Here is a 23,153-nt window from a genome sequence, read left to right on the forward strand (position 1 = left end):
ACGTTTCAAATAAGCTCCTGGCGTCAGAACTCGATCAGGTCGCTTTCGCCGCCGGCAGGGTTGACCGTCGTAATGGCGAAGCGGCGCTTCTTGGTCAAGTCGCTGAAGGTGAAAGTGGCGTTCAGGGTCGCCTTGTTCACGTTAAGCAGCAGCTGATAGGCGCCGCCGTTTTCCTGCATATAGACGTTATAGCCCGTGATCCAGGCGTCCGTATTCGCCGGATTGGCGGTCCAGGTCAGGTTGTAAGTAATGCCGGGCGAGCGGCGGACGTTCTTGAGGCTGATGGCCGCGGCCACGCTCTGCGGAGGGTAGATAAAGCGGGGAATGATGGCCTGTGTCGTCCAAATATAGATATCGGAGCCCTTGCCGTCGGTCAGCATGTCCGACAGGCAAATCCCCACGTTGCCGTAAGGGTCGGAGGAAAGCCCGACGACTTTATCCATCGAAGTGAGACATTGCTGGGGCGAAGACCAAGACCCGGTGACGTTGTTGGCATAGACCGCGCCGCTGCCGAAATCGCCGCCGCCGATCTGGGCGGCGACGTGGATCTTCAGGTTGGGATCGACGACGGCCCGGGGGTAGTGCTGCATGGCGAACGGGATGGCGATCTCGCGAACCGCGCCGCTGACCAGCTTGATCAGCCGAATCTCGGCGCCCGTTTCGTTGTTGATGTCGATGTCGCCCCAAACACCGATGGCGACGCTGTCCGGGCCGACGGTGATGGAGGGGTGGGAAGAGCTGCCGCCGGATGACGTCACGAGGTCCGCGCCCGACCAGGTACCGCCGTGGGGCCGCGAGGCGTAATAGTTTTTGTAGACGCCTCCGCCCCCCTTTTCCCGCCACAGGGCCCAAGCCTTGTTGTTCGGACCGACGGCCACACCGCCCTGCTTGGCGTAGCCGCTGCTCAAACGGACGGCGGAGCCCCAAACCCCGTTGGTCCGGGTGGAGCAATAAGTCCGTCCTTGATCGTCATTGGAGAAGAAGCAATGCACGGTCCCGTCCGATTCGATCGCCAGTTGGGGTTCGCCCCAGCCATAGCCGGGCGCGATCGAGTCAATGGCGCCCCACGCCTTGGTCTTGGGATCATAGATCCGGACGAAAATGCTGTCCCCGGCATCCACGCCCCAGGCGACCGCAACGACCCCGTGAGAGCTGACGGCGATCCCGGGCCGCTCGCCCCGGATGTCCAAGGAACCAGTCACATTAAAGGGAGTGCTGGCCGTCGTCCCATCATAGTTGACATACCAGATCGGATGGCCCCGGTCGGAGTCCTCTTCGAAGCAGACATGAAGGACTCCCTCAGGGCCGAAGGCACATTGGGACCAGCGGACACCGCCCGTGACGTGGGCGATCTTCTTGTTATTGCCCAAAGTCTGAGCAAAAGGGAAACCCGCCAGGAGGATCACGGCGGCGGCGAGGGCGATGCATCTCTTCATTAGCAACTCCTTTAAAGGATTCGGCGACATGATGCCCTAATAGAATAGCCCTTGTCAACCCAAATGGACGTCCCTGGGCGCAAAGTATGATACATCGGCCCCAGTCGATTGAAAAAAATAAAATATCAAGCTATAGTGGGAGCGCCAACCATGAGGAAAGAAAGCTTGCCGAAGCCAAAAAATGCCGCTAAAGCCTATCGGAATGTAGCCTTTAGGGGCCTAGCCGTCCTCGGGCTCGCGGCTAGCCTTTTCGCCGCTCACGGGGCGCAGAAAATTCAAGCCCCAAGGCTCGGCCGTGGGGCCATGGCGGCCCAAGGCCCTATATTTAACCCTGCTCTTAATGAATCCCGATATATCGGCTTCGGGGACAGCATCACATACGGGACAATCAACCACGACTATCACCCCGAGCTGGGCTACATTCCCCGCTTAGAAGCGCTCTTGGACACAGCATATGGGCCGTCTGAAGTGGTCAATGAAGGAGTGGGCGGCGAGGAAACGAGCCAGGGCAATTTGAGGATCGACACCGTCATCGCCATTCGTCAAGCGAGATATATCTTAATAATGGAGGGGACTAACGACGTTACCTTCCTTCGGCCGGTTTCGACCATCATCGGCAATCTTCGAACCATGATCGGGAAATGCCTGAGCTACGGCCTGCTGCCGGTCCTGGCTACTATCATCCCCCGGCGCGACGACAAATGGTACATTGCCTCGCACCGCGAGATCCATCTCGCGCTCAATCCGGCCATCCGCCTTCTAGCGGTCGAGATGAAAGTCCCCCTGGCCGACATGGATCAAATCTTCAACAACTACCTACCGGGCGGGCCGGAAGCCCTTTTGTCCGAAGATCTCAAGCATCCCAGCGAGAAGGGCTATCAGGTCATGGCCGAGGCCTGGGCCGCGGCGATCAAGGCTCTGCCTTTCCCTCCCGAACTGGTCCGGGCCCGCGCGGATTCGGATAAAATTCTGTTTTACCGAAAGCCCGGAAATATGATAACGTGGCGCCCGAATGCCAAGTCCGAAGCCGCCGGCACCGAGGGCAGTTACCGGGTTTACCGGCGCAAATCGGGCGAGGGCGCGGGCGCCTTTCGCCTGTTGGCCGAGATCGAAGCGGCCGAATCTTACTTCGACGTCTCGGCGACGGCCGGCACGATCTATGAGTATGTCGTTTCCGCGGTCCGGATGGACGGAGTCGAAGGTCCGTGTTCCGCCGTCGCGACGTTGGAACATTAGGATGAGTCCTGTATAATGAATCGATTTTACCAACGGAGGATCAGATGAAAAAGTCGTTCATAACGGCAGCCGCCTTGGCGCTGGCTGCGTTGATCGTTCTCTGCCCGGCTCTTCAGGCCCAGACCGCCGGCACGCTGAAAAGCATTTCCACCCAGAAGGAAGGCAATCAGCTTCAGGTTCTGGTCATGGTCGACGGGGCGTTCACCCGCGAAGTGTCCTTCCTGACCTCGCCCAAACGCCTGGTCGTCGATCTGACGGGTGTGGCAACGATCGCCGCCGCCCCCTATATGCAGGTCGGGGACGCCGGGATCCTGGATATCCGCACCGGCCAGTTCAAGCCCGACACCGCCCGTCTCGTTTTCGACATGGGCCAGGCCACCCCCGCCTACACGGTCACCGAAATCCCGGGCGGGTTGAAGCTGTCGTTCTGGCTGGAAGCGGCCGACCAAGCCCAAGTCCAGGAGACGGTCAAGGAGCCCGTGCGCGAGCCCGTCCGCGAGACGGTTCGCCAGGCCGAGGAGCAGACCTCCACCGAGCCCTATGCGGGGCGGAACGGCTTCTTCATCCGGGTCGGCGCCGGCATGGCCTTCTTCCTCAACCCGACCCACATCGTCGAGACGGATTTCCCGCTCTATGGCGAAACGGCCAGCTCGATCGAGACCTACACATGGAAGTCCGGGATCGCAGCGGACTTTTCCATCGGCAAATACTTCCATATCGGCAGCCTGCCGATCAAGGCGGGCTTGGCGTTCTCCTATTGGCAATTCCTGCCCGAAGTCAACGTGGCCTTGTCGCTTCCTCACCCCTTCCTGACCGGATCCAATCGGAGCGTGACGTTCAGCGAGAGCACCGCCATGGCTTCGGCCTTCATGCGCTACTCCGCCTACTTCATGTTCTCCTTCCTGGATACGGGCAAGATCTCGGTCTGGTTCGGCCCCATCGCCGGAGTGACCAAAGGCAAGCTGATCACGCTCGACGATTACACCATCGAGGAGAATGCCCCCTACGCCTCGGCCGACATCCGGATCAGCGACAAGACGGTCTATGAGCACGTCATCAGCCAGTTCCACGCCGGCGCCTGGCTGGGGATCGAGTACCGGCTGGACACCAAGCTCTCCCTCGGCTTTGACGCCAAGTTCCTCATCTTCAGCCCCAAATCGATCCGGTTTGCCGACAGCTTCAACCTGATGAGCCTGCAGCCGACCCTGTCGCTGCAGTACAGCTTCTAAGAGGCGCATGACCAAGCGCTCGCTGGCGGCGACGGCGACCCTGGCCCTGCTGGGATTGCTGTGGCTGTCGTCGCCGGCGATCGCCGCGGCCCAGGATGAAGGCGGCGGCGCCTCTTCCAAGCGCCAGGGCTCTTTCGAGATCATCTACGGCCGCTTCTCCGTCAAAGACCCGCTGTTCACCGAGGTCTACTCCGCAGGGGGGAGCATCCAGGGGCTGGGCATCACAGCGGCCCTCTTCCTGAACATCGACTTCTACCTCGAAGCCAAGGCCTTCTATAAGAAAGGCCAATTGACCTTCACCAAAGAATCGACCAGCTTCCTCCTGCTGCCCTTTTCGGTCGGGTTCCGCTGGCGGGCCCCCCTGGGGCTGATCGAGCCCTTCGTCGGCGCGGGGCTCGACTACGACGTCTACTACGAGAAGAACGCCATCGGCACGGCCCTCGATTACGCCAAGGGGACCCATGTCCTGGCCGGGGTCAGCCTGCGGCCGGGCAGAAACTCGCCGATCGCGCTGACCGGCCGGCTCCGCTATGCCATGGTCAAGGCCGAGCACGCCGGCGTGACCATCGACCTGGGCGGCCTGGAGGCGGGGGCCTCGCTGTCCCTCATCTTCTGAGCCCACCCTCTCCGACCGTCTTTTCCTATCAATTTGATATAGTCTGTTGATTTCAGCCCCGATCGGGCTTATATTGAACAGTCGATCGGCGCTATAGCCCCCGAGAGGATAATCCCATGACACCGAGCTCCCGTTTCCGATTCCGTCGCCCCACCCTCGCGGTCGGGCTTCTGGCCGCGGCCGTGGCCCTGGGGGGCGCCGCCTGCACCAAGGACAAGAAAGGGTCCGAGATCCGGCAGCTGACCAACACCAACTATACGGCGGCCCAGTTCGACGACATCGCCCAGCGGGTCTTCGGTCCGATCTATCCTTACCTGGCCCAACAGGTCAAGCAGGACTATGGCATCACCGCAGGAACGGCCGTCGACGCCGGCTGCGGCCCGGGCTACTGGGCCCTGGCCCTGGCCAAGGCGACGGACCTCAAGATCAAAGCCATGGACGTCGACCCCGCCGCGCTGGCCATCGTCCGCCGCAACATCGCCGCGGCCGGCCTCCAGGGGCGGGTCGAGGCCGTCGAGGGGGATGTCCACAAGATGCCCTTCCCCGACGAATCCGTCGATCTGGTCGTCAGCCGCGGATCCTATCCCTTTTGGAAGGACAAGGTCCGGGCTTTCCGGGAGATCAAGCGCATCCTCAAGCCCGGCGGCGTCGCCTTCATAGGCGGCGGCTTGGGCAGCCTCATCCCGGTCGAGGAGCGCAACCGGATCAAGGCCGTCATGGAGGCCGAAAAGATCGGCCCGCCCAAGGATCTCGAAGTGAGCTTTGAAGAGATGGGCCGCATTCTACGGGAGGCCGGCATCCCGATCTTCAAGATCGCCACCGACGAGGGCTGCCTGTGCGGCTTATGGGTCGAATTCCGCAAACCGGCCGCCCGGCCCTGACCAGCGAGGTAATTTCGATGAAACTGAAGCTTAAGATACTGCCTCTCCTGGCAGCCGCGATCGCGATCGCCTTTCTCATCCTGCCGGACGCCTATTCCTGCCACGGCGTCCTAGCCTACCGGTTCATGCCCAAGGCCCAAGCTCGCCTGGAGGTCGCCCGCATCGAGCGCGAGCTGGCCAAGAACAAGCTGGCCCTATCCAATTTCGCCTTTCCCCAGCTCGACAGCTGGATCCGCTATTACAAGAATCCCATCTTCCAGCCCGGCCCCCCGGGGTCGTGGGAAGAAAAAAGCGTGGACTGCTTCACTGTCGGCTATTTCCAAGGCCAGTACTGGATGTGGTACGTCGGGACGCCCAACAACCTCAATTGCCAGATGGGCTTGGCCACCTCGCCGGACGGGATCAACTGGACCCGGCATCCGAACAACCCGGTCCTGAAGATCGGCAACGCCGGCGAATGGGACGACGGCATCCTGATCTGCCAGCATGTCATGTTCGACAAGGCGGAGCAGATCTTCAAAATGTGGTATGTCGGCGGCAGCGATGCCGGCGCCTTCGGGATCGGCTATGCCACTTCACCGGACGGCGCCCATTGGACGAAATACGCCGGCAATCCGGTCATGATCCCGACTCAGCCCTGGGAGCTCGGCACCGTCCTGGAAGGCCAGACCCTCCTCCGGATGAACGGCGAATACAAGATGTGGTACGGCGCCATCTCCATCGGCTCCGACATCTCCAACATCGGCTATGCCTCGTCCCCGGACGGCATCCATTGGACCAAAAGCCCCTTGAACCCTCTCATCACCCCCTCGGGCGGCACGCCGCTTGAATGGGACGGCTACAGTGTGGACACTCCCGACGTCCTCTATGACGGCCACATCTTCCACATGTATTACCGGGGCTGGCGGAAAAAAAGCGGCATTTCCTATATCGGAATAGCCACTTCCCCGGACGGCATCGCCTGGACGCGCGATCCCGACAACCCCAACTTCATCACGGGGAATATCCCCGGCGCCTGGGATTCGTTCCAGATCTACCGGGGTCGGATCTTTTGGGCCCAGGGCGGCGAAGACCGGCCGACGGCGGCCGTGGACCGGTTGTGGTTCACCGGCCGGGACTACACCCTGAAGTCGCAAGTCGGACTGGCCTTCAGCCCGCGCCGCGACGTCGTCGCGCCCAAGCCTCCCGGCGGCCGCATCCCGATGAAAGTCAATCAGGACAACCTAAGCCTGGAAGCGGCGCCGAACCCCGCGGGCGGGACCGCCTTCCGGTTCTTCACGCCCTGGCTGGGCTCGTTGAGCCTGAAGGTTTACAACGCCGAAGGCCGAGCGGTCCGAACGCTCGTGAACGAGCCGCGGCTGCCCGGCTTTTACGAAGGCGTTTGGGACGGCAAGGACGCCCGAGGCCGGGCCCTTAAGCCCGGTCTCTACTATGTCGAGCTGTCCAGCCCGGGCTGCGTTCTGACCAAGGAAGTCGTTCTTGTCAGGTGAGGCCCGAAGAGCCTATACTTGACCGGCGCGGCCCGAGCGGCCGCCCGAAACGGCGACCGATGACCAAACCGAGCGTCCTACTGTTGAATCCCCCCGGGGACAAGCTCTACATTCGGGACTACTACTGCAGCTTTTCCTCCAAGGCCAGCTACTACTGGCCGCCCCAGGACCTTCTGGCCCTGAGCGGCATCCTCAGCCGCGATTTCGAAGTCCATGTCCTGGACGCCATCATCCCCAAGCGGACGCCCGAAGACGTACTGGCCGCCGTCGCCTCTCTAGCCCCGGCCGCCGTCGTCTTCACGACCGGAACGGCGACCCTCAAGAGCGACCTGGCTTTGATGGAAAAAATCCGGGCCGCCCGGCCGGAAGCCAAGATCACGGCCAGCGCCGGGATCATGAAGTTCATCGGCCGCGAACTGTTGGAGACAAACCCAGTCCTCGACGCCGTCCTGCTCGATTTCAGCGACAGCGGCCTCCCGGCTTACTTGGCCGGCACCACCTCGCCCCCGTTTACGGGCCTCCTCGTTCGAACGCCGGCCGGAATCGTCGAAGGCCCCCTGTCCAAAGCCCGCGAGTTCGCCTACCCCGTCCCCCGTCACGAGCTCTTCGACTTCCGCAAATACCGCCTGCCGATCGCCCGACGCTTTCCGTTCACCGTCGTTGTCACTTCGCTCGGCTGCCCCTACCACTGCGGGTTCTGCACGGCCGGCGCTTTCGGCTACAAGGTCCGGGCCGTGGACAACGTCCTTGAGGAGCTCAAGGCCCTGGCCGGGCTGGGGGTCAAGGAGATCCTCTTCCAGGACCCGACCTTCACCATCAACACGCGCCGGGTCGTCGAGATCTGCCGCGGCATCCTCGAAGCCGGCCTCGACCTGACCTGGAGCTGCAATGCGGACCTCCACGCCCTGGACGAGGACAAGATGGCCTGGATGAAGAAAGCCGGCTGCCACACCGTCTCGGTCGGCATCGAGAGCGGCGACGACGGGATGCTGACGAAATATTCCAAGATGATCACGGTCGAGGAAGTCCGGGCCAAGGTGGCCCGGCTGAACGCCCACAAGATCAAGGTCCTGGGCTATTTCATTCTCGGCCTGCCGGGCGAAACCCGAGCCTCGGCCGAGCGGACGATCGCCCTGGCCCGCAGCCTCAAGCTCGACATCGCCTCGTTCGCCATCGCCACCCCCGACTTGGGCACGCGCCTGCGCGAGGAGGCCGTGGCTAAAGGCTGGATCCCGGCCGGCCGGACCGACTGGGACAGCACCGAGTTCCCCATCCTGGAGACGGGCACCCTGACTCGGGAGGAGATTTGGGACCTGCGGCGGCGGGCCGTCCGCGCCTTCTTCCTTCGCCCCGGATACATCCTGGGGAAGCTCCTCGGCGTCCGCTCGCCGCGCGACGCCGCATCCCTGGTCTCGAACGCCCTGGCCCTGCTCCGCAAATGAGCTTGGATACGCCCCGCCGTCGCCGTCTGGCCTGGATTCTCCTTCTCGTTCTAGCGGCTGCGACCCGGTTCTGGGGCCTGGGCTGGGGGCTTCCCCACACCTATCACGTGGACGAGAACGCCTTCGGCGACAAGGCCATCCGGTTCTTCTACGGCGACCTCGATCCGCATTTCTTCCACGTCGGAACCCTGCACATGTACGCCCTGGCCGGGATGTGGAAGGTCTACCAGGTTGTGGGAGGATTCGAATCCACGGACGCCTTCGTCTCCCACTATCAGAAGAACCCGACGACGTTCTACCTGATCGGGCGGTCCTTGTCGGCCCTGCTGGGGGTTGGATCGGTGCTGCTCGTCTTCCTTCTCGGTTTGCGAATGGCCGGCCTCGGGGCGGGCTTCGCGGCCGGGCTCTTCCTGACGTTTTCGCCGGAACACGTCAAGATCTCCCACGCCATGCTGCCGGACGGCCCGACGCTCTTCTTTCTCTTGCTGACCTTTTTTTTGATCTGGCGGATCTATGAGAAAGGACGGGCCCTGGATTACGCCCTGGCCGGCCTGACGGCCGGGATCGCCATGGCCATGAAATACGCCGGCCACATGATGGTCATTCCCCTACTCTTCGCCCACACCGCCCGGATTCTCGAGCTGGGATTGCCGAAGAAGAAGATCTTCCTCCACCCGCCGCTCTTCCTGTTCGGAGCAACGTTTCTGCTGACCTTCGCGGCGGGATGCCCCTACGCCGTCCTCGATTTCCCCCGCTTTTGGGCCGACTTCAAATGGCAGTCCGGCCATTTGATGAGCGAGGGCCATTTCGGCTCGTCCATGCGGCAGCCGGCGTGGCTCTTTTATCTCCAGTACGGCTTCCGCGACAACCTCGGCCGCTGGGTCCAGTATCTGGCCTTCGGCGGCGTCATCCTGGCCTTGGCCCGCCGCAAGGCCCGCGAGTGGATTCTGCTGTCCTATCCGCTGGTCCTGTTCGTGTTGATCGGGATGTGGAAGACGCGGGCCACCCGCTATTTCCTCCCCCTGGCCCCTTTCTTCATCCTCCTGGCCGCGCCTTTCGTCGAAGCGGCCGCCGCCTGGCTGGCGCCGCGGCTGCGGGCTTTGGTCCGCCGCACCGGCCCCGCCCCCCGCACGGCGGCGGTCTTGACGCTGCTCTTCGCGCTCGTCGCCGTGGCGCCTTCGGCCGTCCGGGTCGTTCGCTACGACGCCTCGGTCGCCGGGCCGGATACGCGGACCCAGGCCCTGGAATGGATCCGCTGGAACATCCCGCCCGGCGAGACGATCGCCCACGAGGCCTACGACCCGCCCCTGCCGGGGAAGGTCTATGCCCTGTTCTATCGCAACTCGCTGAGCGACGTCGATCTCAACGTCCTGGCCCGCGGCGGTGTCCAATACGTGGTCGTCAGCGACATTAATTACGCCCGATTCACCCGCTATCCCAAAGAGTTCCCGGAGCGGGCCGCATTCTATTTCGATCTGGAGAAGGAAGCCACCCTGATCAAGTCCTTCGTCCCCACCTACGACGAGGACCTGCTCGACCTGCACAACCCGACCATCAAGATCTACCGGCTCGGCCGAACTCCGGACTTCCGATTCCCCGGCCATTTCGAGCGCTTGGCCGCCGCGGCGACCCTGAAAAAATCCGCCGGCGGCGGCTGGACCCTGGAGGCCTCGATCGAAGGGCGCCTCGGGCCTTATGTCGGCGAGAGGGTCGGCGAACCCTACGCCCGGCTTCTCGATTCGGCCGGCCGCGAAATCGCCCGACTGGTCCTGCGGGAGGGTCCGGTGCCGAGCGGCGATTTCCAAGCCTCCGCCTCCCGAAAAGTGGCCGACCCGCCCGAGGGGACGCGGATCGCCCTGGGCTATCTTTATGACCTGGCGCCGAATCCCCTGCGCGTCCCGCCCGAACAGCCGTTCTTCAAGGAGGCCGTTCTGCCCAAACGGTTGGATGCGGCGGCGCGCCGCGAGGGCCGGTTGGAGGCTTCGTTCCGGTACGGCCCGGAGCATTGACCCGGGACCGGAGCATCCCTTATAGTCATGCCATGGCGAAAGCTTCGGTTTCCAGCCGGACGGCGGCCCTCCTTCTGCTTCTCGTTTTAGCGGCGGGGACACGGTTCTGGGGGCTCGGCTGGGGCCTTCCGAACACCTATCACGTCGACGAAAACTTCTTCGCCGAAAAAGCCGTCCGCTTCCTCTCGGGCGACCTGAACCCGCACTTCTCGGGCATCCCCACCCTGCACATGTACATGCTGGCAGGGATGTGGAAAGTCTATACGATCGCCGCCGGTCACAAAACCTTCGCCGAATCCAACGAGGACCTGGTCCAGAACCCCACGCCCTATTACCTCATAGGGAGGGCTCTATCGGCCGTCCTGGGCATCGGCACCGTGCTCCTCATTTTCCTTCTCGGCCTGCGGATCTACAATCTAAGCGTCGGCTTCGCGGCCGGCCTGTTCATGGCCTTCTCGCCCGAGCACGTCAAGATCTGCCACGCCATGCTGCCCGACGGGCCGATGCTATTCCTGCTCGTCCTGACCTTCTATTTTATCTGGAGGATCTACGAAACGGGACGGCCCCGCTTCTACATCCTGGCCGGCCTCGCGGCCGGCGCCGCCATGGCCATGAAATTCGGCGGCCACATGCTTCTTCCGACGCTGTTTCTGGCCCATCTTCTGCGCGTCCTGGACAAAGGCGAACCGAAGAAGCGCATTCTGCTTCACCTCCCGCTCTATCTGGCCGGCCTGGCCTTCGCCGCGGCTTTCTTCCTCGGTTTTCCTTACGGTTTTCTGGATTGGAAGCTGACGCTCTTCTGGTACAAATGGCAAACGACGACCCTGCTGACGCAAGGTCATTTCGGATCCTCGGTCCAGCAGTCGGCCTGGCTTTTCTACCTCCAGTACGGATTCCGGGACAACCTCGGCGCCTGGGTCCAGTTCCTCGCGTTTGCCGGCATCGTCGCGGCCCTGATCCGGCGCAAGGCCCGGGAGTGGATTCTGCTCTTCTATCCCGTTCTGCTTTTCCTGTTGATCGGCGTCTGGAAGGCGCGGGCGACCCGCTATCTCCTGCCTGCCGCGCCCTTCTTTCTCCTGCTGGCCGGCCTGGCGGCTTGGTCCTTGGCCGGAACGGCGTCCCGCTTGGCGGCTAAAGCGGTCCACGGACGGCCGGCTTCGGGCCGGACGATCGCCGGACTGACGGCGGCCTTCGCTTTGATCGCGGTCGGACCTTCGGCCGTCCGGGTTGTTCGCTATGACGCCTCGATCGCCGGGCCGGACACGCGGACCGAAGCCCGCGACTGGATCCATTGGAACATTCCGGCCGGGGAAAAGATCGCCCTCGAAATGTACGATCCTCCCATCTCCCGGGAAAAATACGACACCTTCTACCTTCATTCTCTGAGCGACATCAGCTTCGCATCCCTGTTCAACAAAGGCGTGCGCTACGCCGTGATCAGCGACATCAACTACGCCCGGTTCACCCGCTTCCCCGACGAGTTCCCCAGCCGGGCCTCCTTCTATTTCGATTTGGCCAGGGACGCCACGCTGATCAAGTCCTTCGTCCCGGCCTACGACGAGGACCTGCTGGACCTCCACAACCCGACCATCAAGATCTACCGTCTGACAAAGGCTCCCGATTTCCGCTTCCCCGGCCACTTCGAGCGCTTAGCCGCTGAAGCCGTCTTGGAGAAGTCCGCCGGAGGCGCCTGGACCTTGAGGGCCTCGATGACGGGGCACCTCGGCCCCTACGTCGGCGAGCGCGTCGCCGAGCCCTATGTCCTGTTGCGCGGCCGGGACGGCCGCGAGATCGTCCGGTTGGTCCTGCACGCGGGCCCGGTGCCGGACGGCGAGTTCCGGGCCGAGGCCTCCCGAGAAGTCCCCGATCCGCCCGAAGGCGCGCGGATGATACTGGGCTATCTCTACGACCTGGCGCCCGACCCGCTCCGCGTCCCGCCCGAACAGCCGTTTTTCAAGGACACGGTCCTGCCCGAGCCGGTGGATGCGGCGGCCCTGTCCCGCGGGCGTTTGGCGTCGTCGTTCCGATACGAAAAAGCGGCTCCCCGGGAAGCCGCTAATAAGACGGGCCCGACCGTCCTCCGCTAGCGCGCCGCGTCCGCCGCTGTGATATAATTTCCGAAGCTCATGAGTCCGTCCAAGAAGAAAAAATCGGGGAAACCGTCCGCCCGCAGCGGCAACGGCAAAGCCGCGCCGGCCAAGAAGCGGCCGCTCTCCGCCGAGATCGCCGGCGTCATCCTTTTGTTTGCCGCCCTGTTTCTCCTGCTCAGCCTGGTCGGATACGACTCCAGGGATCCGTCCTGGGCCCGGGCCGTCGAGCCCGGATACAAAGTCCGCAACATCGCCGGCCCGGTCGGCGCCTGGCTGGCCGAGACGGCGCTTCAGGGCTTCGGACTGACGGCCTTCGCCTTTCCCTTCCTGATGGCCTTTCTGGGCATCCGGGCCGTGCTCTTCGGCGGCCGAAAGCATTTGTTCCGGCAGGCGGCCAAGATCCTCCTCGGCCTGGCCATCCTTTGCCCATTGCTCAACCTCGTCTTCCAGGCTCTGGCCTGGCGGGGGGCGGATATCGAACCGGGAGGATTCTTCGGCAGCCTTCTCGACGAGGGGCTGACCGGCTTGTTGAACTCCACCGGCGCCCTCATCGTTCTCCTGGCGGCCGCGGTCCTCTATCTGGTCTTCGCCACCGGGATTTCGCTGAAGACCGTGTTCCGCGCCGTCGGCCGCCTGTTTGCCTCGGCCACCCGAGAGGTCACGATCAAAATCACCGACGCCCGGGCCCCGGCCAAGACCGGGGGCGAGGCGAAGGAGGCCGAGGACGGCGCCAAGATCGTCGAATCGAAGAAGGCGGCCAAGGAGCGCAGGCGGGGCAAGGCGGAATCGGCGGCAGCCGAAGAGACTCCGGCCGTCGTCCGGCCGCCCGCTTCGCGAGAGATCAAGCGCGGCTCGATCAGGCCCCCGGCCCCGCCCAAGCCCGAGCCGGCCCTCTTCCCCGAGCTGGCCGCAGGCTACAACTTTCCCCTGCTGACCCTGCTCGACGCCGGATCGCCGCCCGAAAAGATCGACAAGAACGAGCTGCTGGAGAAGAAGCGGCTGATCGAGGAAAAGCTTAAGGAGTTCAAGATCGACGGCGAGGTCCGCGAATACCACCCCGGACCGGTCATCACGACCTACGAGTTCACCCCCAGCCCCGGCATCAAGATCAGCCAGGTCATGAACCTGGCCGAGGACCTGTCCCTGGCTCTGCGGGCCGAATCGGTCCGCGTCCAGCGCCTGCCGGGCAAGGCCTCTATCGGCGTCGAGATCCCCAACAACAAGCGCGAGATCATCCGCCTGCGCGACATCCTGGCCTCGGATGACTTCCAGAACTCCTCCTCCAAGCTGGCCTTCGCCCTGGGCAAGACCGTCCACGACGAGGTCTATGTCACGGATTTGACCCAGATGCCCCACCTGCTTATCGCCGGGGCCACCGGCACCGGCAAGAGCGTCTGCCTCAACGCCCTGATCGCCAGCATCCTCTACAAAGCCACCCCGGCCGAGGTCAAGCTGATTCTGATCGACCCGAAACGCCTGGAGTTTTCGCTGTTCGAGGGCATTCCCCATCTTCTCAGCCCGGTCATCAACGACCCCAAGAAGGCCGCCTTCGTCCTGATGGACGCCGTCAAGCGGATGGAGGAGCGGCTCTACCTCATGGGCCAGCACAAGGTCCGCAACATCCAGCAGTACAACCAGCACATCGCCCAGCTGCTGCAGGAAAAGAAGGGGACGCTGACCGACGAGGAGAAGGCCAAGCTCAAGCCTCTGCCGTATATCGTCATCATCATCGACGAGCTGGCCGAGCTGATGCTGGTCTCCGGCCAGGACATCGACTACGCCATCAGCCGGCTGGCCCAATTGGCCCGGGCCGTCGGCATACACCTGGTCCTGGCCACCCAGCGTCCCTCCACCGACGTCATCACCGGGACGATCAAGGCCAATTTTGCCACCCGCATCGGCTTCCGGGTCTCCTCCTCGATCGACTCCCGGATCATCCTGGACGCGACTGGGGCGGAGAAGCTCCTGGGCAACGGCGACATGCTCTTTATCCCGCCCTCCAATCCGCAGAAGATCCGGCTGCACGGCGCCTATGTTTCGAACGCCGAAGTCCGCCGGGTGATCAAGTTCGTCAAGGAACAGGGCGAGCCCGAGTACGATGAGCGGATCGCCGACATACTGGAGTCCACTTCCGGCCCGGAATGGGGCGACGACGACGAGAAGGACGAGCGCTACGAAGAGGCCCTCAAGCTCGTTCTCAGCACGGGCCAGGCTTCCGCCTCCTATCTCCAGCGGCGGCTCAAGCTGGGCTACGCCCGGGCCTCGCGGATCATCGATCAGATGGAGCGCGAGGGGATTCTGGGCCCGTCCGACGGCAGCAAGCCGCGCGAGATCATGGTCGATCCCAAGCAGTTCCTGGCCGACCGGCGGAAGGCCAAGATCGCCGCGGAGCCGTTCTAATCTTGACTTGGCCCTCCCGTTGCGGTAGCGTAACCGATTCATGAGCGAAGAGATCCGGCGGCGAGACTATCCCTGCCCCGTCTGCGGCGGCACCGGGCGAAGGCCGCTCTATGCCATTCAGGGGTTCACGCTCGTCCGCTGCCGGACTTGCCGGATGGTATACGTCAACCCGCGCATCCCGGACGAGGCCATCTTTGATATTTACCGGGATCATTATTTCCAGCGCTCCGCGGACGGATACGGAGGCTACGAGCTCATCGCCCCGATGCGCAAACGGACCTTCGCCCGCTGGTACGAGACGATCAAGCCGTTTCTGCCGGAAGGCCGGGGCAACGCCCTGGACGTCGGTTGCGCAGCCGGCTACTTCATCGACGTCCTGCGGGAAGACGGCTGGGCGGCCGAGGGGATCGAGCTCGACCTGGGCATGGCCGAGGATCTCGTCCGCCGGGGCTACCGGGTCAGCAATGTGCCGCTGGAGTCCTTCGCCGCGACCCGGAAATTCCGGCTCATCACCCTCTTCGACGTCATCGAACACCTGCCCGGAGTCGCCGGCGACATGACCAAGATTGCAGACCTCCTGGACGACGACGGGATCCTAGCGATCGTCACCCCCAATGTGATGAGCCCGCAGCGTAAGCTCATGGGCCGCCGCTGGTTCCAGTTCAAGCCGCGGGAGCACATCCATTACTTTTCGCCCGCCACGCTCGGCCGCATGGCCGCCCGTCACGGCCTGACGCCGGTCCATGTCTCCCCCTCGGGGCAATACGCCGACTTCGGCTTCCTCGGCGAGCGGCTGAAGAAATACGGCTACGCTGCGCCGGCTGCCGTCTTTCGTTGGTTTATGAAAGCCTTCCGGCTGGCCGACGCTTCGCGCTTCGTCCGAACGGGCAGCATGCTCGTCGTCTTGAAGAGGACAAAGCCCGCGGCTTGAGGAGACGCGCCGCCCGGCCGCTTGCGGGCGCATCGCGCCGGCCCTATAATGTCCCGGATTATCCAGCCATGCCCCAAAGCCCTCCCGCCGTCGACCTCGATCGGATGATCGAGGAATTCCGGCCCAAGATCGGATTCAAGGTCCGCCGCGCGCTCGGGTCGGCCAATCCGGACTGGGAGGACGTGGTCAACGAGATTCTGACCCAGGTGCTGGACAAGGTCCGATCGGGCGAGTTCCGCGGCGAATCGTCCATCGGCACCTTCATCTACACCATCACGATCCGCCGCATCGCCGATTACATCCGCCAAAAGACGCGCGTCCTGCGCCATGTTCCCGAGCCCGGCACGCCTCCGGATCCGATCGACGAGGCCGAACGTGATCAACGCCTGACCCGGCTGGCCGAGGCTGTGGCGGCTCTGGCCCCCAAGTACAAGTCCGTCCTGGAGCTGTACTACTTCCGCGAGCTCAGCCGCGAGGAGACGGCCCGCCGGCTGGGGATCAGCCCGGCCAAAGTCAGCGAACGAACCAACTACGCCCAGAAACTCCTACGCCGGATGCTGGGAAGCGATTTTTCCATTTTTGGCCCGCCCCGACGACTAAAATGATATCTTTTCAATCGGAACCAAAATGAAGAGTTGCAACTTTAAATACCAGATCGACGATTTCCTCCTGGACCGACTGGGCGGGCCGGACAGGGACCGATTTGAGGAACATATCTTCAATTGCGACCGGTGTTTTCACGATGTCTTTGAGCGAGGGGCCATCCTCGCGGCGGTACGGGCGCACGGCGGGAGAATCTTCTCCCCCGAGGCGATTCCGGCCGCTCGGAAAACACCTTCCCGAACTGCATTCCTCCGGCTTTGGCCCTATGCGGCCGTCGCGGCAGCCGTTCTGATCGCCGTCTGGATCGGGATCAACCCGGGGCGCCCGGACGCCGGCCCCTTGCCCCTGACGGCCCCCGTCGACGATACGGTCCGCGGCGGATCCGTCGAGCTCATCGGGCCCCTGGGCGCTCTAGCCCAAGCCCCCTCCGCGTTGGAATGGAAGACGGCAGGAACGGGAACCGACTACTCGATCACCCTATCCGGACCGGGCGTGGCTTGGTCGGGGCGGACGGCAGCCGGCCGGATCGATCTGCCCGCGGATATCCGGAACAAGATTGTCCCCGGCAACGAGTACCATTGGAAAGTCAGGGCTTTCGCCCCCCAGGGCGGCTTCATAGGCGCCTCTCAAGAGGGCGTTTTCCGGATCGCCCGCTAAGTTCTAGTCCTCGTTAGCCCCTTCTTCCTCGTAGTACATCCGGCCCCGGCTTTCGTCCTCGAAGGCCAGGCAGCACATCAGCCGCCCGCAGAGGCCGGAAATCTTGGTCGGATTGATGGCGATGTGCTGCTTGCGGGCCTTCTGGATGGTCACCGGCTCGAAGGTCCGCATGAAGCTGGCGCAGCAGAGAGCCCGGCCGCACACGCCCAGCCCGCCCAGGATCTTGGCCTCATCGCGCACGCCGACCTGGCGCATCTCGATACGCATCCGCAGCTCCTTGGCCAGGTCCTTGACCAGCTGGCGGAAGTCCACCCGGCCGTCGGCGGTGTAAAAGAAGACGCCTTTCTTCTCGGTGAAGAAATAGCGGACCGAGGTCAGCTTCATCGGCAGATTACGGCCGCGGATCCGCTGCAGGCAGATCTCGAAAGCCCGCTGTTCGCGGTCCTCCAGCCACTGCATCTTGCGGACGTCGTCGTCGTTGGCCTTGCGCAGAATGACGGGGGCCAGCTCGATCCGCCGGGCGTGACAGCAGAGCACGGAGTCGGTGTCGGCGACGACGCCCAGCTCGCCGCCGAACTCGGAATCGACCAGGCAGAGATCGCCCTTTTCGACCTCCAGGCCGTTGCGGCGGGCCCGGAGCATCCGTCCCGTCCGCTCGGAAATCAAGCAAACCAGTTCTGGCATGAGTGTCATCCTACATCGAATCGGCCGCCTGCCGCCAGCGGGCGGTCAGGGCGGCGGCCAGCAGGCCCAGGTGGACGTTGCGGTCAAGGCCGGAAGCGGCCCCCAAAAGAAGGCCGACGATCCGCATGGCCGCTTCGGGCGTCGTGCGGCCGGCGCAGGTTCGGAGCTCGTCCTCGTAGTCGGGATTGAGCAGGAGGCGTGAGTCGCCCCCTTCGCCCAGCAAGGCCAGGTCGCGCCCGAAGGCCGCCAGGAGCTCAAGCGTCCGCTCCATCTCTTCTTTGACGTCCTTGCGCCTGCCATAAGCGAACCGCCGCAGGAAGGCCGCCGCATCCTCGCCCAGCGTAAGGGCCTTGAACACCGTCCAGGCTTCGCGCCGCTCCGCCTCGATCGCATCCCAGTCCAGGTCCAGGGCCCGCTCCAGGTTGCCGCGGACGACCAGGGCCATGATGCGGGCCTTCTCGGGCTCAACGCCCCGATCGATCAAGGCCTTCTCCACTTCCTCGTCGGAGACGGGCAGGAATGTCAGGATTCGGCAGCGCGATTTAATGGTCGGCAAGACCGGGGCGGAGTTGTCGCTTAAAAGGATGATGTGAGTAAAGAGTGGCGGCTCTTCCAGGACTTTAAGCAGGGAGTTCTTCGCTTCTTCGGACAAAACGTCCGCATCATCGATGATAAAGACCCGCTTACGCCCCAGCATTGGCTTTAAATAGGCCAACGAGATCAGTTCTCTGACCTGGTCGATCTTAACCTTAGCCTTGTCCTCCATGAGCTCATACTCGAGGACGTCGGGATGCGTTCCGATACGCTTGCTCAGTTCGTCGTATTTGACAATCGCCCGGCACGACTCGCATTCGCCGCAAGCGTCGTCGATTCCGACCCGGCAGTTGAGAGCTTGGGCCAGGGCGCGGGCCGTGGCCCGCTTGCCCACGCCGCGCGGCCCGATGAATAGAAGGGCATGCGGCACTCGTCCGCGTCGAAGGGCCATGCGAAGCACGCTCTTGACGCGTCCGTTCCCGGCGATATCGTGGAAGGGCATGACGGTCTAGGTTCCGGTCCTTTCTCCCCGCAGGGCCCGCCGCAGGTAGGTCCCGGTGTACGAGCCGGGGGCCGCGGCGACCTCCTCGGGCGTTCCGGCGGCCACGACCCAACCGCCCTCCTCGCCCCCTTCGGGACCCAGGTCAATAATATAGTCGCAGGCCCGGATGACTTCAAGGTTGTGCTCGATGACCAGGACGGTGTTGCCCCGCCGGACCAGCTCGTCCAGCAGCTCCAGGAGCTTGCGCACGTCGTCGAAATGGAGCCCGGTGGTCGGCTCGTCCAGGAGGTAGAGCGTCCGGCCGGTGGCCCGGCGGCCCAGCTCCTTGGTCAGCTTGATCCGCTGAGCCTCGCCGCCCGAGAGGTGGGGGGCGGGCTGGCCCAGGCCGATATACCCCAGCCCGACCTGGCGCAGGGTGGCCAGCTTGCGCTTGAGCTGGGGGTGGGCCTTGAGATGGTCGTAGGCCTCGTCGACGGTCATGGCCAGAAAATCGGCGATCGTCTTGCCCTTGTACCGGACGGCCAGCGTTTCCTTGTTGTAGCGCAGCCCTCCGCAGCGGTCGCAGGTCACGAAGACGTCGGGCAGAAAGTGCATTTCGACCCGTTTGACGCCGGCCCCCTGGCATTCCTCGCAGCGGCCGCCCGGGACGTTGAAGCTGAAGCGCCCGGCCGCATAGCCCCGAGCCTGAGCTTCCTGGGTCCGGGCCAGCAGGGCCCGCAGGTCGGCGAAGAGCCCGGTGTAGGTGGCCGGGTTGGAGCGGGGGGTGCGGCCGATCGGCTTCTGGTCGACGGAGACGACTTTATCCAGCTTGTCCGCGCCGTGGATGGCAGCGTGAGCCCCGACCCGCAGCCCGGTCCGATAGAGACGGTTTTGCAGGCTGCGGTGGAGAATGTCGTAGACCAGCGTGCTCTTGCCCGATCCCGAGACGCCCGTGACCGCGGTCATGCAGCCGAGGGGGATGCGGACGTCGATCGTCTTGAGGTTGTGCTCGGCCGCCTTGACGACGCTCAGCCAGGAGGACGGGAGACGCCGTTGCGCCGGGGGGTGGACATCCATCTCGCCCCGCAGGTACCGGGCCGTCAGCGAATCGGGTGAGGCCAGGATGTCGGCCAGGCTGCCTTCGGCCACGACCCGGCCGCCGTGCTCGCCCGCCCCCGGCCCCAGGTCGAGGATATGATCGGCGGCCCGGATGGTCTGTTCGTCGTGCTCGACGACGATGACGGAGTTGCCGTCGTCGCGGATGCGCCGTAGGAGATCGATCAGCCGGCCGTTGTCCCTCTGGTGAAGTCCGATAGTCGGCTCGTCAAGGACATAGAGGATGCCGCGCAAACGGGCCCCGACCTGGGCCGCCAGCCGAACCCGCTGGGCCTCGCCGCCCGAGAGCGTCGCCGTAGTCCGGTCGAGGTGGAGGTAGGAGAGCCCAAGCTCGGCGCAGACGGACAGCCGGCCCAGGACTTCTTTAAGGATTTTGGAGGCCACGGCTTCCTCGGCCGCGGGATAGCGGACCGCGGCCAGCTCGGTGAGGAGGCGCTGGATCGGCAGCAGGCTCCACTCATAGATGCTGCGGCCGCCGACGCGCACGGCCAGGCTTTCCGGCTTGAGCCGGCGCCCTTGGCATTCAGGACAGACCTCCTCGGTCAGGGCCGGCTCGCCCCACTCGTCGGTCGCGGTCCGGTAGCCGAGGCCGTGGCACTTGGAGCAGGCGCCGTAGGGGCTGTTGAAGGAGAAGTTGCGCGGCTCGAGCTCGGGCAGGCTGATGTCGCAGATCGGGCAGAGCAGCCGCAGCGAGGCGTATGATTCCGAGCCGTCGGCCCGCAGCAGGAGGACTTCGCCGCCCGAAAGGTCGAGAGCGGTCCGGACGGCTTCGCGAAGCCTGTTTTCGGTGTGGGGGGCGATCCGCAGCTCGTCCACCAGGGCTTCGGCCGTGTGGGATTTGGTCCGCTCCAGGACGATCGGCCCGTCCAGATCGCGGAAGCGGCCGTCGACCCGGACTTGAACGAAGCCCTTCTTGAGCAGGCGGTCGAAGAGCTTGTGGTACTCGCCCTTGCGGCCCCGAATGACCGGCGCCAGGATGCGGACTTTTTCGCCGGCCGCGGATTCGGCCGTCCGGGCCACGATCTGTTCGGGCGTCTGCTGGCTGACCTCGCGGCCGCAGGACGGGCAGTGCGGCGTCCCGACCCGGGCGAAGAGCAGGCGCAGGAGGTCGTAAGTCTCGGTCACCGTGCCCACGGTCGAGCGGGGGTTGCTCGAGATCGTCTTCTGGTCGATGGAGATAGCCGGCGAGATGCCCTCGATGGACTCGACCGGACCCGCTGGGGCCGGTGACGACGATCAGCTTGTTGCGCGGCAGGCGGACGTCGATCCGCTTCAAATTGTGCTGGGCCGCCTTCTTCACGACAATTTCGGTCAACATAACCATTGATTTTAGCCGATCCAGGGGAAAAAGGACAGGGGGGCGGCTTGACTTCGGGCCGAAGCGGCCGTAGGCTTAGCTCAAGGCCGGGCGCGGAGAGCGCCCGCGGACAGCGCCAAAACGGAAGCCCCATGAAGGGAAAACGCACCATCCCGGGAAAGGCAGCGCAAGGGACGAAGGCCCGCGCTTCGAGCCAAGGGAGGTTCGTGGCCGCGGTCACCCGGCACGATCTCACGACCGTCAAGCGGGGCGAGCAGGCCTTCCGGGAAAGCCAAGCCCGCTATCAAGCGTTGTTCGAAAACATCCGCGAAGCCGTCGCCGTCTACGAGGCCGTCGATGGCGGGAAAAATTTCATTATTCGGGACTTCAACCCGGCCGCGGAAGCCATCGAAAAAATGCCCAAAGAGGCCCTCCTCGGCCGCCGCGTCACCGAAGCCTTCCCCGGCATCGAGGCCTTCGGCATCCTGGATGTCTTCCGCAGAGTCTGGGCCACCGGGTCCATCGAGTCTTTCCCGGCCCGCGTCTACAAAGACGCCCGCGATCCCGGCACCTGGCGAGAGAACTGGGTCTATAAGCTCCCCAGCGGCGAGATCGTCGCGGTCTACCGGGACATCACCGAGCAGAAGCGGACGGAAGCGGCTCTGCGGGAGAGCGAAGACAAATTCAAGTACTTTTTCGACCATTCGGTCACGGGCAAATCGATCACCCTCCCGACCGGCGAAATCCAGGTCAACGCCGCTCTCTGCGCCATGCTGGGCTACACGGCGGACGAGCTGCGGGACCTCAAGTGGAGCGACATCACCCACCCCGACGACATCGCCCTGACGCAGGAGTTCGTCGACTCCCTTCTCGCCCGCGAGAGGGAGTCGGCCCGCTTCCGCAAGCGGTATCTCCACAAGAGCGGCGCCAGCGTCTGGACCGACATCAGCACCTCGATCCGCCGCGATCCGGAAGGCCGGCCCCTCTACTTCATCAGCACCATCAGCAATATCACGGACCAGGTCCGTGCGGAGGAGGAGGTCCGACGCTCCCTGCAGGAAAAGGAGACGCTCCTGCGGGAGGTCTACCACCGCACCAAGAACGACATGAACGTCATCGGGGCCATGCTATCCCTGCAGGCCCGGGCCAAGGGCGACGAGACGACGGCCGGCATCTTCCGGGAGGTCGAGGCCAAGATCCGGGTCATGGCCTTGGTCCATCAAAAACTCTATGAATCAAAAGACCTGTCCCGCATCGACCTGCGGGACTATATCTCCGAGCTGACCGCGCAGCTGGTCGCCAGCCATCGAGACCCGGGAACGGCTCTGCAGGCGAGCCTGGATCTAGCGTCGATCCAGGTTCCGATCGACATCGCCATCCCCTGCGGGATGATCCTCAACGAGCTGTTCTCGAACGCCGTCAAGCACGCCTTCCCCGGGACTAGGACTGGGCAGGTGAGAATACGGCTGGCCCGTACCGACCGGGATGAGATCGAGCTGGACTTCGCCGATGACGGCGTCGGTGTGCCCGCGGACTTCGATTTCCGGACCCAGCGCTCGCTCGGTCTGCAGACGATCTTCATGCTGGCCGAGCATCAGCTCCAGGGTTCGATCCGGTTCGAGTCGCCGGAGGGGGGCGGCCTGGCCTGCTGGATTCGGATTCCCGAAAAACCAGATACGGCAAAAGGACGCCTATGAAGCCCGGCTTGAACATCCTGCTGACCGAAGACGAAGCCATCATCGCCATGGACCTCGAGTGGCGGTTGAAGCAGGCGGGCGCCGGCCGCTGCCGCATCGTGGCCACGGGCGAGTCCGCGCTGGCCTGGTTCGAAAAAGAGCCTCCCGATGTGGTGGTCCTGGACAATCACCTGGCCGGCGTCATGGACGGGATCGAGGCCGCGGCACGCATCCGCGCCGAGGGGAGCGGCGTCCCGATCATCTTCATGTCCGGCTATCCCCAGGACGAAGCCTTCCTGGCGCGGGTCCGGCCTCTCCACCCGCTCGCCTGCCTGGACAAGCCGA

General features: G+C 64.0%; 17 protein-coding genes and 1 pseudogene. 14 read left to right on the top strand and 4 right to left on the bottom strand.

What is annotated here, in order from left to right:
* Positions 1–23: 23 nt before the first annotated feature.
* On the bottom strand, positions 24–1,436 hold the full coding sequence (locus NTZ26_11540; protein MCX6561129.1) for a hypothetical protein: 1,413 nt from the start codon (positions 1,434–1,436) through the stop codon (positions 24–26).
* 303 nt (positions 1,437–1,739) lie between these two features.
* Here NTZ26_11540 and NTZ26_11545 point away from each other — a divergent pair, with 303 nt between their 5' ends.
* The 12 genes from NTZ26_11545 (at position 1,740) to NTZ26_11600 (ending at position 17,020) form a co-directional block, all read left to right on the top strand.
* Positions 1,740–2,672 (top strand): SGNH/GDSL hydrolase family protein, encoded by a 933-nt coding sequence (locus NTZ26_11545; protein ID MCX6561130.1) that lies wholly within the window; start codon positions 1,740–1,742, stop codon positions 2,670–2,672.
* A gap of 44 nt (positions 2,673–2,716) precedes the next feature.
* Positions 2,717–3,901 (top strand): AMIN domain-containing protein, encoded by a 1,185-nt coding sequence (locus NTZ26_11550; protein MCX6561131.1) that lies wholly within the window; start codon positions 2,717–2,719, stop codon positions 3,899–3,901.
* 7 nt (positions 3,902–3,908) lie between these two features.
* Positions 3,909–4,517, top strand: a complete 609-nt coding sequence (locus NTZ26_11555; GenBank protein MCX6561132.1) for a hypothetical protein — start codon at positions 3,909–3,911, stop codon at positions 4,515–4,517.
* Between the two features lie 116 nt (positions 4,518–4,633).
* The gene (locus NTZ26_11560) at positions 4,634–5,398 is read left to right on the top strand and encodes a class I SAM-dependent methyltransferase (GenBank protein MCX6561133.1); all 765 of its coding nucleotides are present in this window, start codon (positions 4,634–4,636) and stop codon (positions 5,396–5,398) included.
* Between the two features lie 17 nt (positions 5,399–5,415).
* Positions 5,416–6,888 (top strand): hypothetical protein, encoded by a 1,473-nt coding sequence (locus NTZ26_11565; GenBank protein ID MCX6561134.1) that lies wholly within the window; start codon positions 5,416–5,418, stop codon positions 6,886–6,888.
* Between the two features lie 59 nt (positions 6,889–6,947).
* Positions 6,948–8,330 carry a radical SAM protein gene (locus NTZ26_11570; GenBank protein MCX6561135.1) on the top strand — a complete coding sequence of 461 codons (1,383 nt, stop codon included), beginning with the start codon at positions 6,948–6,950 and terminating at the stop codon, positions 8,328–8,330.
* Positions 8,327–10,339: a phospholipid carrier-dependent glycosyltransferase gene (locus tag NTZ26_11575; protein MCX6561136.1), complete on the top strand. Its 2,013-nt coding sequence runs from the start codon at positions 8,327–8,329 to the stop codon at positions 10,337–10,339. The genes NTZ26_11570 and NTZ26_11575 overlap by 4 nt, the downstream gene beginning before the upstream one ends.
* 32 nt (positions 10,340–10,371) lie before the next feature.
* Positions 10,372–12,426 (top strand): glycosyltransferase family 39 protein, encoded by a 2,055-nt coding sequence (locus NTZ26_11580; protein MCX6561137.1) that lies wholly within the window; start codon positions 10,372–10,374, stop codon positions 12,424–12,426.
* Positions 12,427–12,465: 39 nt separating this feature from the next.
* A complete protein-coding gene (locus NTZ26_11585) occupies positions 12,466–14,829 on the top strand; it encodes a DNA translocase FtsK 4TM domain-containing protein (protein ID MCX6561138.1) in 2,364 nt (787 codons plus the stop codon).
* 40 nt (positions 14,830–14,869) lie between these two features.
* Positions 14,870–15,760, top strand: coding sequence for a class I SAM-dependent methyltransferase (locus NTZ26_11590; protein MCX6561139.1), 891 nt, complete (start codon positions 14,870–14,872; stop codon positions 15,758–15,760).
* A 68-nt stretch (positions 15,761–15,828) separates the two neighbouring features.
* Entirely contained in the window at positions 15,829–16,365 is a 537-nt protein-coding gene (locus NTZ26_11595; protein MCX6561140.1) for a sigma-70 family RNA polymerase sigma factor, read from the top strand.
* A gap of 22 nt (positions 16,366–16,387) precedes the next feature.
* A complete protein-coding gene (locus tag NTZ26_11600) occupies positions 16,388–17,020 on the top strand; it encodes a zf-HC2 domain-containing protein (protein MCX6561141.1) in 633 nt (210 codons plus the stop codon).
* Positions 17,021–17,023: 3 nt separating this feature from the next.
* Here the strand turns inward: NTZ26_11600 and ricT are convergent, their stop codons facing one another.
* The 3 genes and pseudogenes from ricT to uvrA all read right to left on the bottom strand — a co-directional run bounded on the left by ricT (position 17,024) and on the right by uvrA (position 21,153).
* On the bottom strand, positions 17,024–17,704 hold the full coding sequence (gene ricT / locus NTZ26_11605; protein MCX6561142.1) for a regulatory iron-sulfur-containing complex subunit RicT: 681 nt from the start codon (positions 17,702–17,704) through the stop codon (positions 17,024–17,026).
* A gap of 10 nt (positions 17,705–17,714) precedes the next feature.
* On the bottom strand, positions 17,715–18,740 hold the full coding sequence (locus tag NTZ26_11610) for a DNA polymerase III subunit (protein ID MCX6561143.1): 1,026 nt from the start codon (positions 18,738–18,740) through the stop codon (positions 17,715–17,717).
* A gap of 6 nt (positions 18,741–18,746) precedes the next feature.
* Positions 18,747–21,153 (bottom strand): annotated as a pseudogene (gene uvrA / locus NTZ26_11615) (excinuclease ABC subunit UvrA).
* 131 nt (positions 21,154–21,284) lie between these two features.
* On the opposite strand from uvrA, the gene NTZ26_11620 reads away from it, so the two are divergent.
* Positions 21,285–22,829, top strand: a complete 1,545-nt coding sequence (locus tag NTZ26_11620) for a PAS domain S-box protein (GenBank protein MCX6561144.1) — start codon at positions 21,285–21,287, stop codon at positions 22,827–22,829.
* Positions 22,826–23,153 (top strand): response regulator (locus tag NTZ26_11625; GenBank protein ID MCX6561145.1); only part of this gene is annotated, 328 nt, incomplete at its 3' end. The genes NTZ26_11620 and NTZ26_11625, both read left to right, overlap by 4 nt.

The sequence above is a fragment of the Candidatus Aminicenantes bacterium genome (genome assembly GCA_026393855.1).
Lineage (GTDB): Bacteria > Acidobacteriota > Aminicenantia > Aminicenantales > UBA4085 > UBA4085.

Excerpts from the sequence above, each read along its gene's own strand:
- NTZ26_11540 (MCX6561129.1), bottom strand. The coding sequence starts at position 1,436 with ATGAAGAGATGCATCGCCCTCGCCGCCGCCGTGATCCTCCTGGCGGGT.
- NTZ26_11545 (MCX6561130.1), top strand. The coding sequence starts at position 1,740 with ATGGCGGCCCAAGGCCCTATATTTAACCCTGCTCTTAATGAATCCCGA.
- NTZ26_11550 (MCX6561131.1), top strand. The coding sequence starts at position 2,717 with ATGAAAAAGTCGTTCATAACGGCAGCCGCCTTGGCGCTGGCTGCGTTG.
- NTZ26_11555 (MCX6561132.1), top strand. The coding sequence starts at position 3,909 with ATGACCAAGCGCTCGCTGGCGGCGACGGCGACCCTGGCCCTGCTGGGA.
- NTZ26_11560 (MCX6561133.1), top strand. The coding sequence starts at position 4,634 with ATGACACCGAGCTCCCGTTTCCGATTCCGTCGCCCCACCCTCGCGGTC.
- NTZ26_11565 (MCX6561134.1), top strand. The coding sequence starts at position 5,416 with ATGAAACTGAAGCTTAAGATACTGCCTCTCCTGGCAGCCGCGATCGCG.
- NTZ26_11570 (MCX6561135.1), top strand. The coding sequence starts at position 6,948 with ATGACCAAACCGAGCGTCCTACTGTTGAATCCCCCCGGGGACAAGCTC.
- NTZ26_11575 (MCX6561136.1), top strand. The coding sequence starts at position 8,327 with ATGAGCTTGGATACGCCCCGCCGTCGCCGTCTGGCCTGGATTCTCCTT.
- NTZ26_11580 (MCX6561137.1), top strand. The coding sequence starts at position 10,372 with ATGGCGAAAGCTTCGGTTTCCAGCCGGACGGCGGCCCTCCTTCTGCTT.
- NTZ26_11585 (MCX6561138.1), top strand. The coding sequence starts at position 12,466 with ATGAGTCCGTCCAAGAAGAAAAAATCGGGGAAACCGTCCGCCCGCAGC.
- NTZ26_11590 (MCX6561139.1), top strand. The coding sequence starts at position 14,870 with ATGAGCGAAGAGATCCGGCGGCGAGACTATCCCTGCCCCGTCTGCGGC.
- NTZ26_11595 (MCX6561140.1), top strand. The coding sequence starts at position 15,829 with ATGCCCCAAAGCCCTCCCGCCGTCGACCTCGATCGGATGATCGAGGAA.
- NTZ26_11600 (MCX6561141.1), top strand. The coding sequence starts at position 16,388 with ATGAAGAGTTGCAACTTTAAATACCAGATCGACGATTTCCTCCTGGAC.
- ricT (MCX6561142.1), bottom strand. The coding sequence starts at position 17,704 with ATGCCAGAACTGGTTTGCTTGATTTCCGAGCGGACGGGACGGATGCTC.
- NTZ26_11610 (MCX6561143.1), bottom strand. The coding sequence starts at position 18,740 with ATGCCCTTCCACGATATCGCCGGGAACGGACGCGTCAAGAGCGTGCTT.
- NTZ26_11620 (MCX6561144.1), top strand. The coding sequence starts at position 21,285 with ATGAAGGGAAAACGCACCATCCCGGGAAAGGCAGCGCAAGGGACGAAG.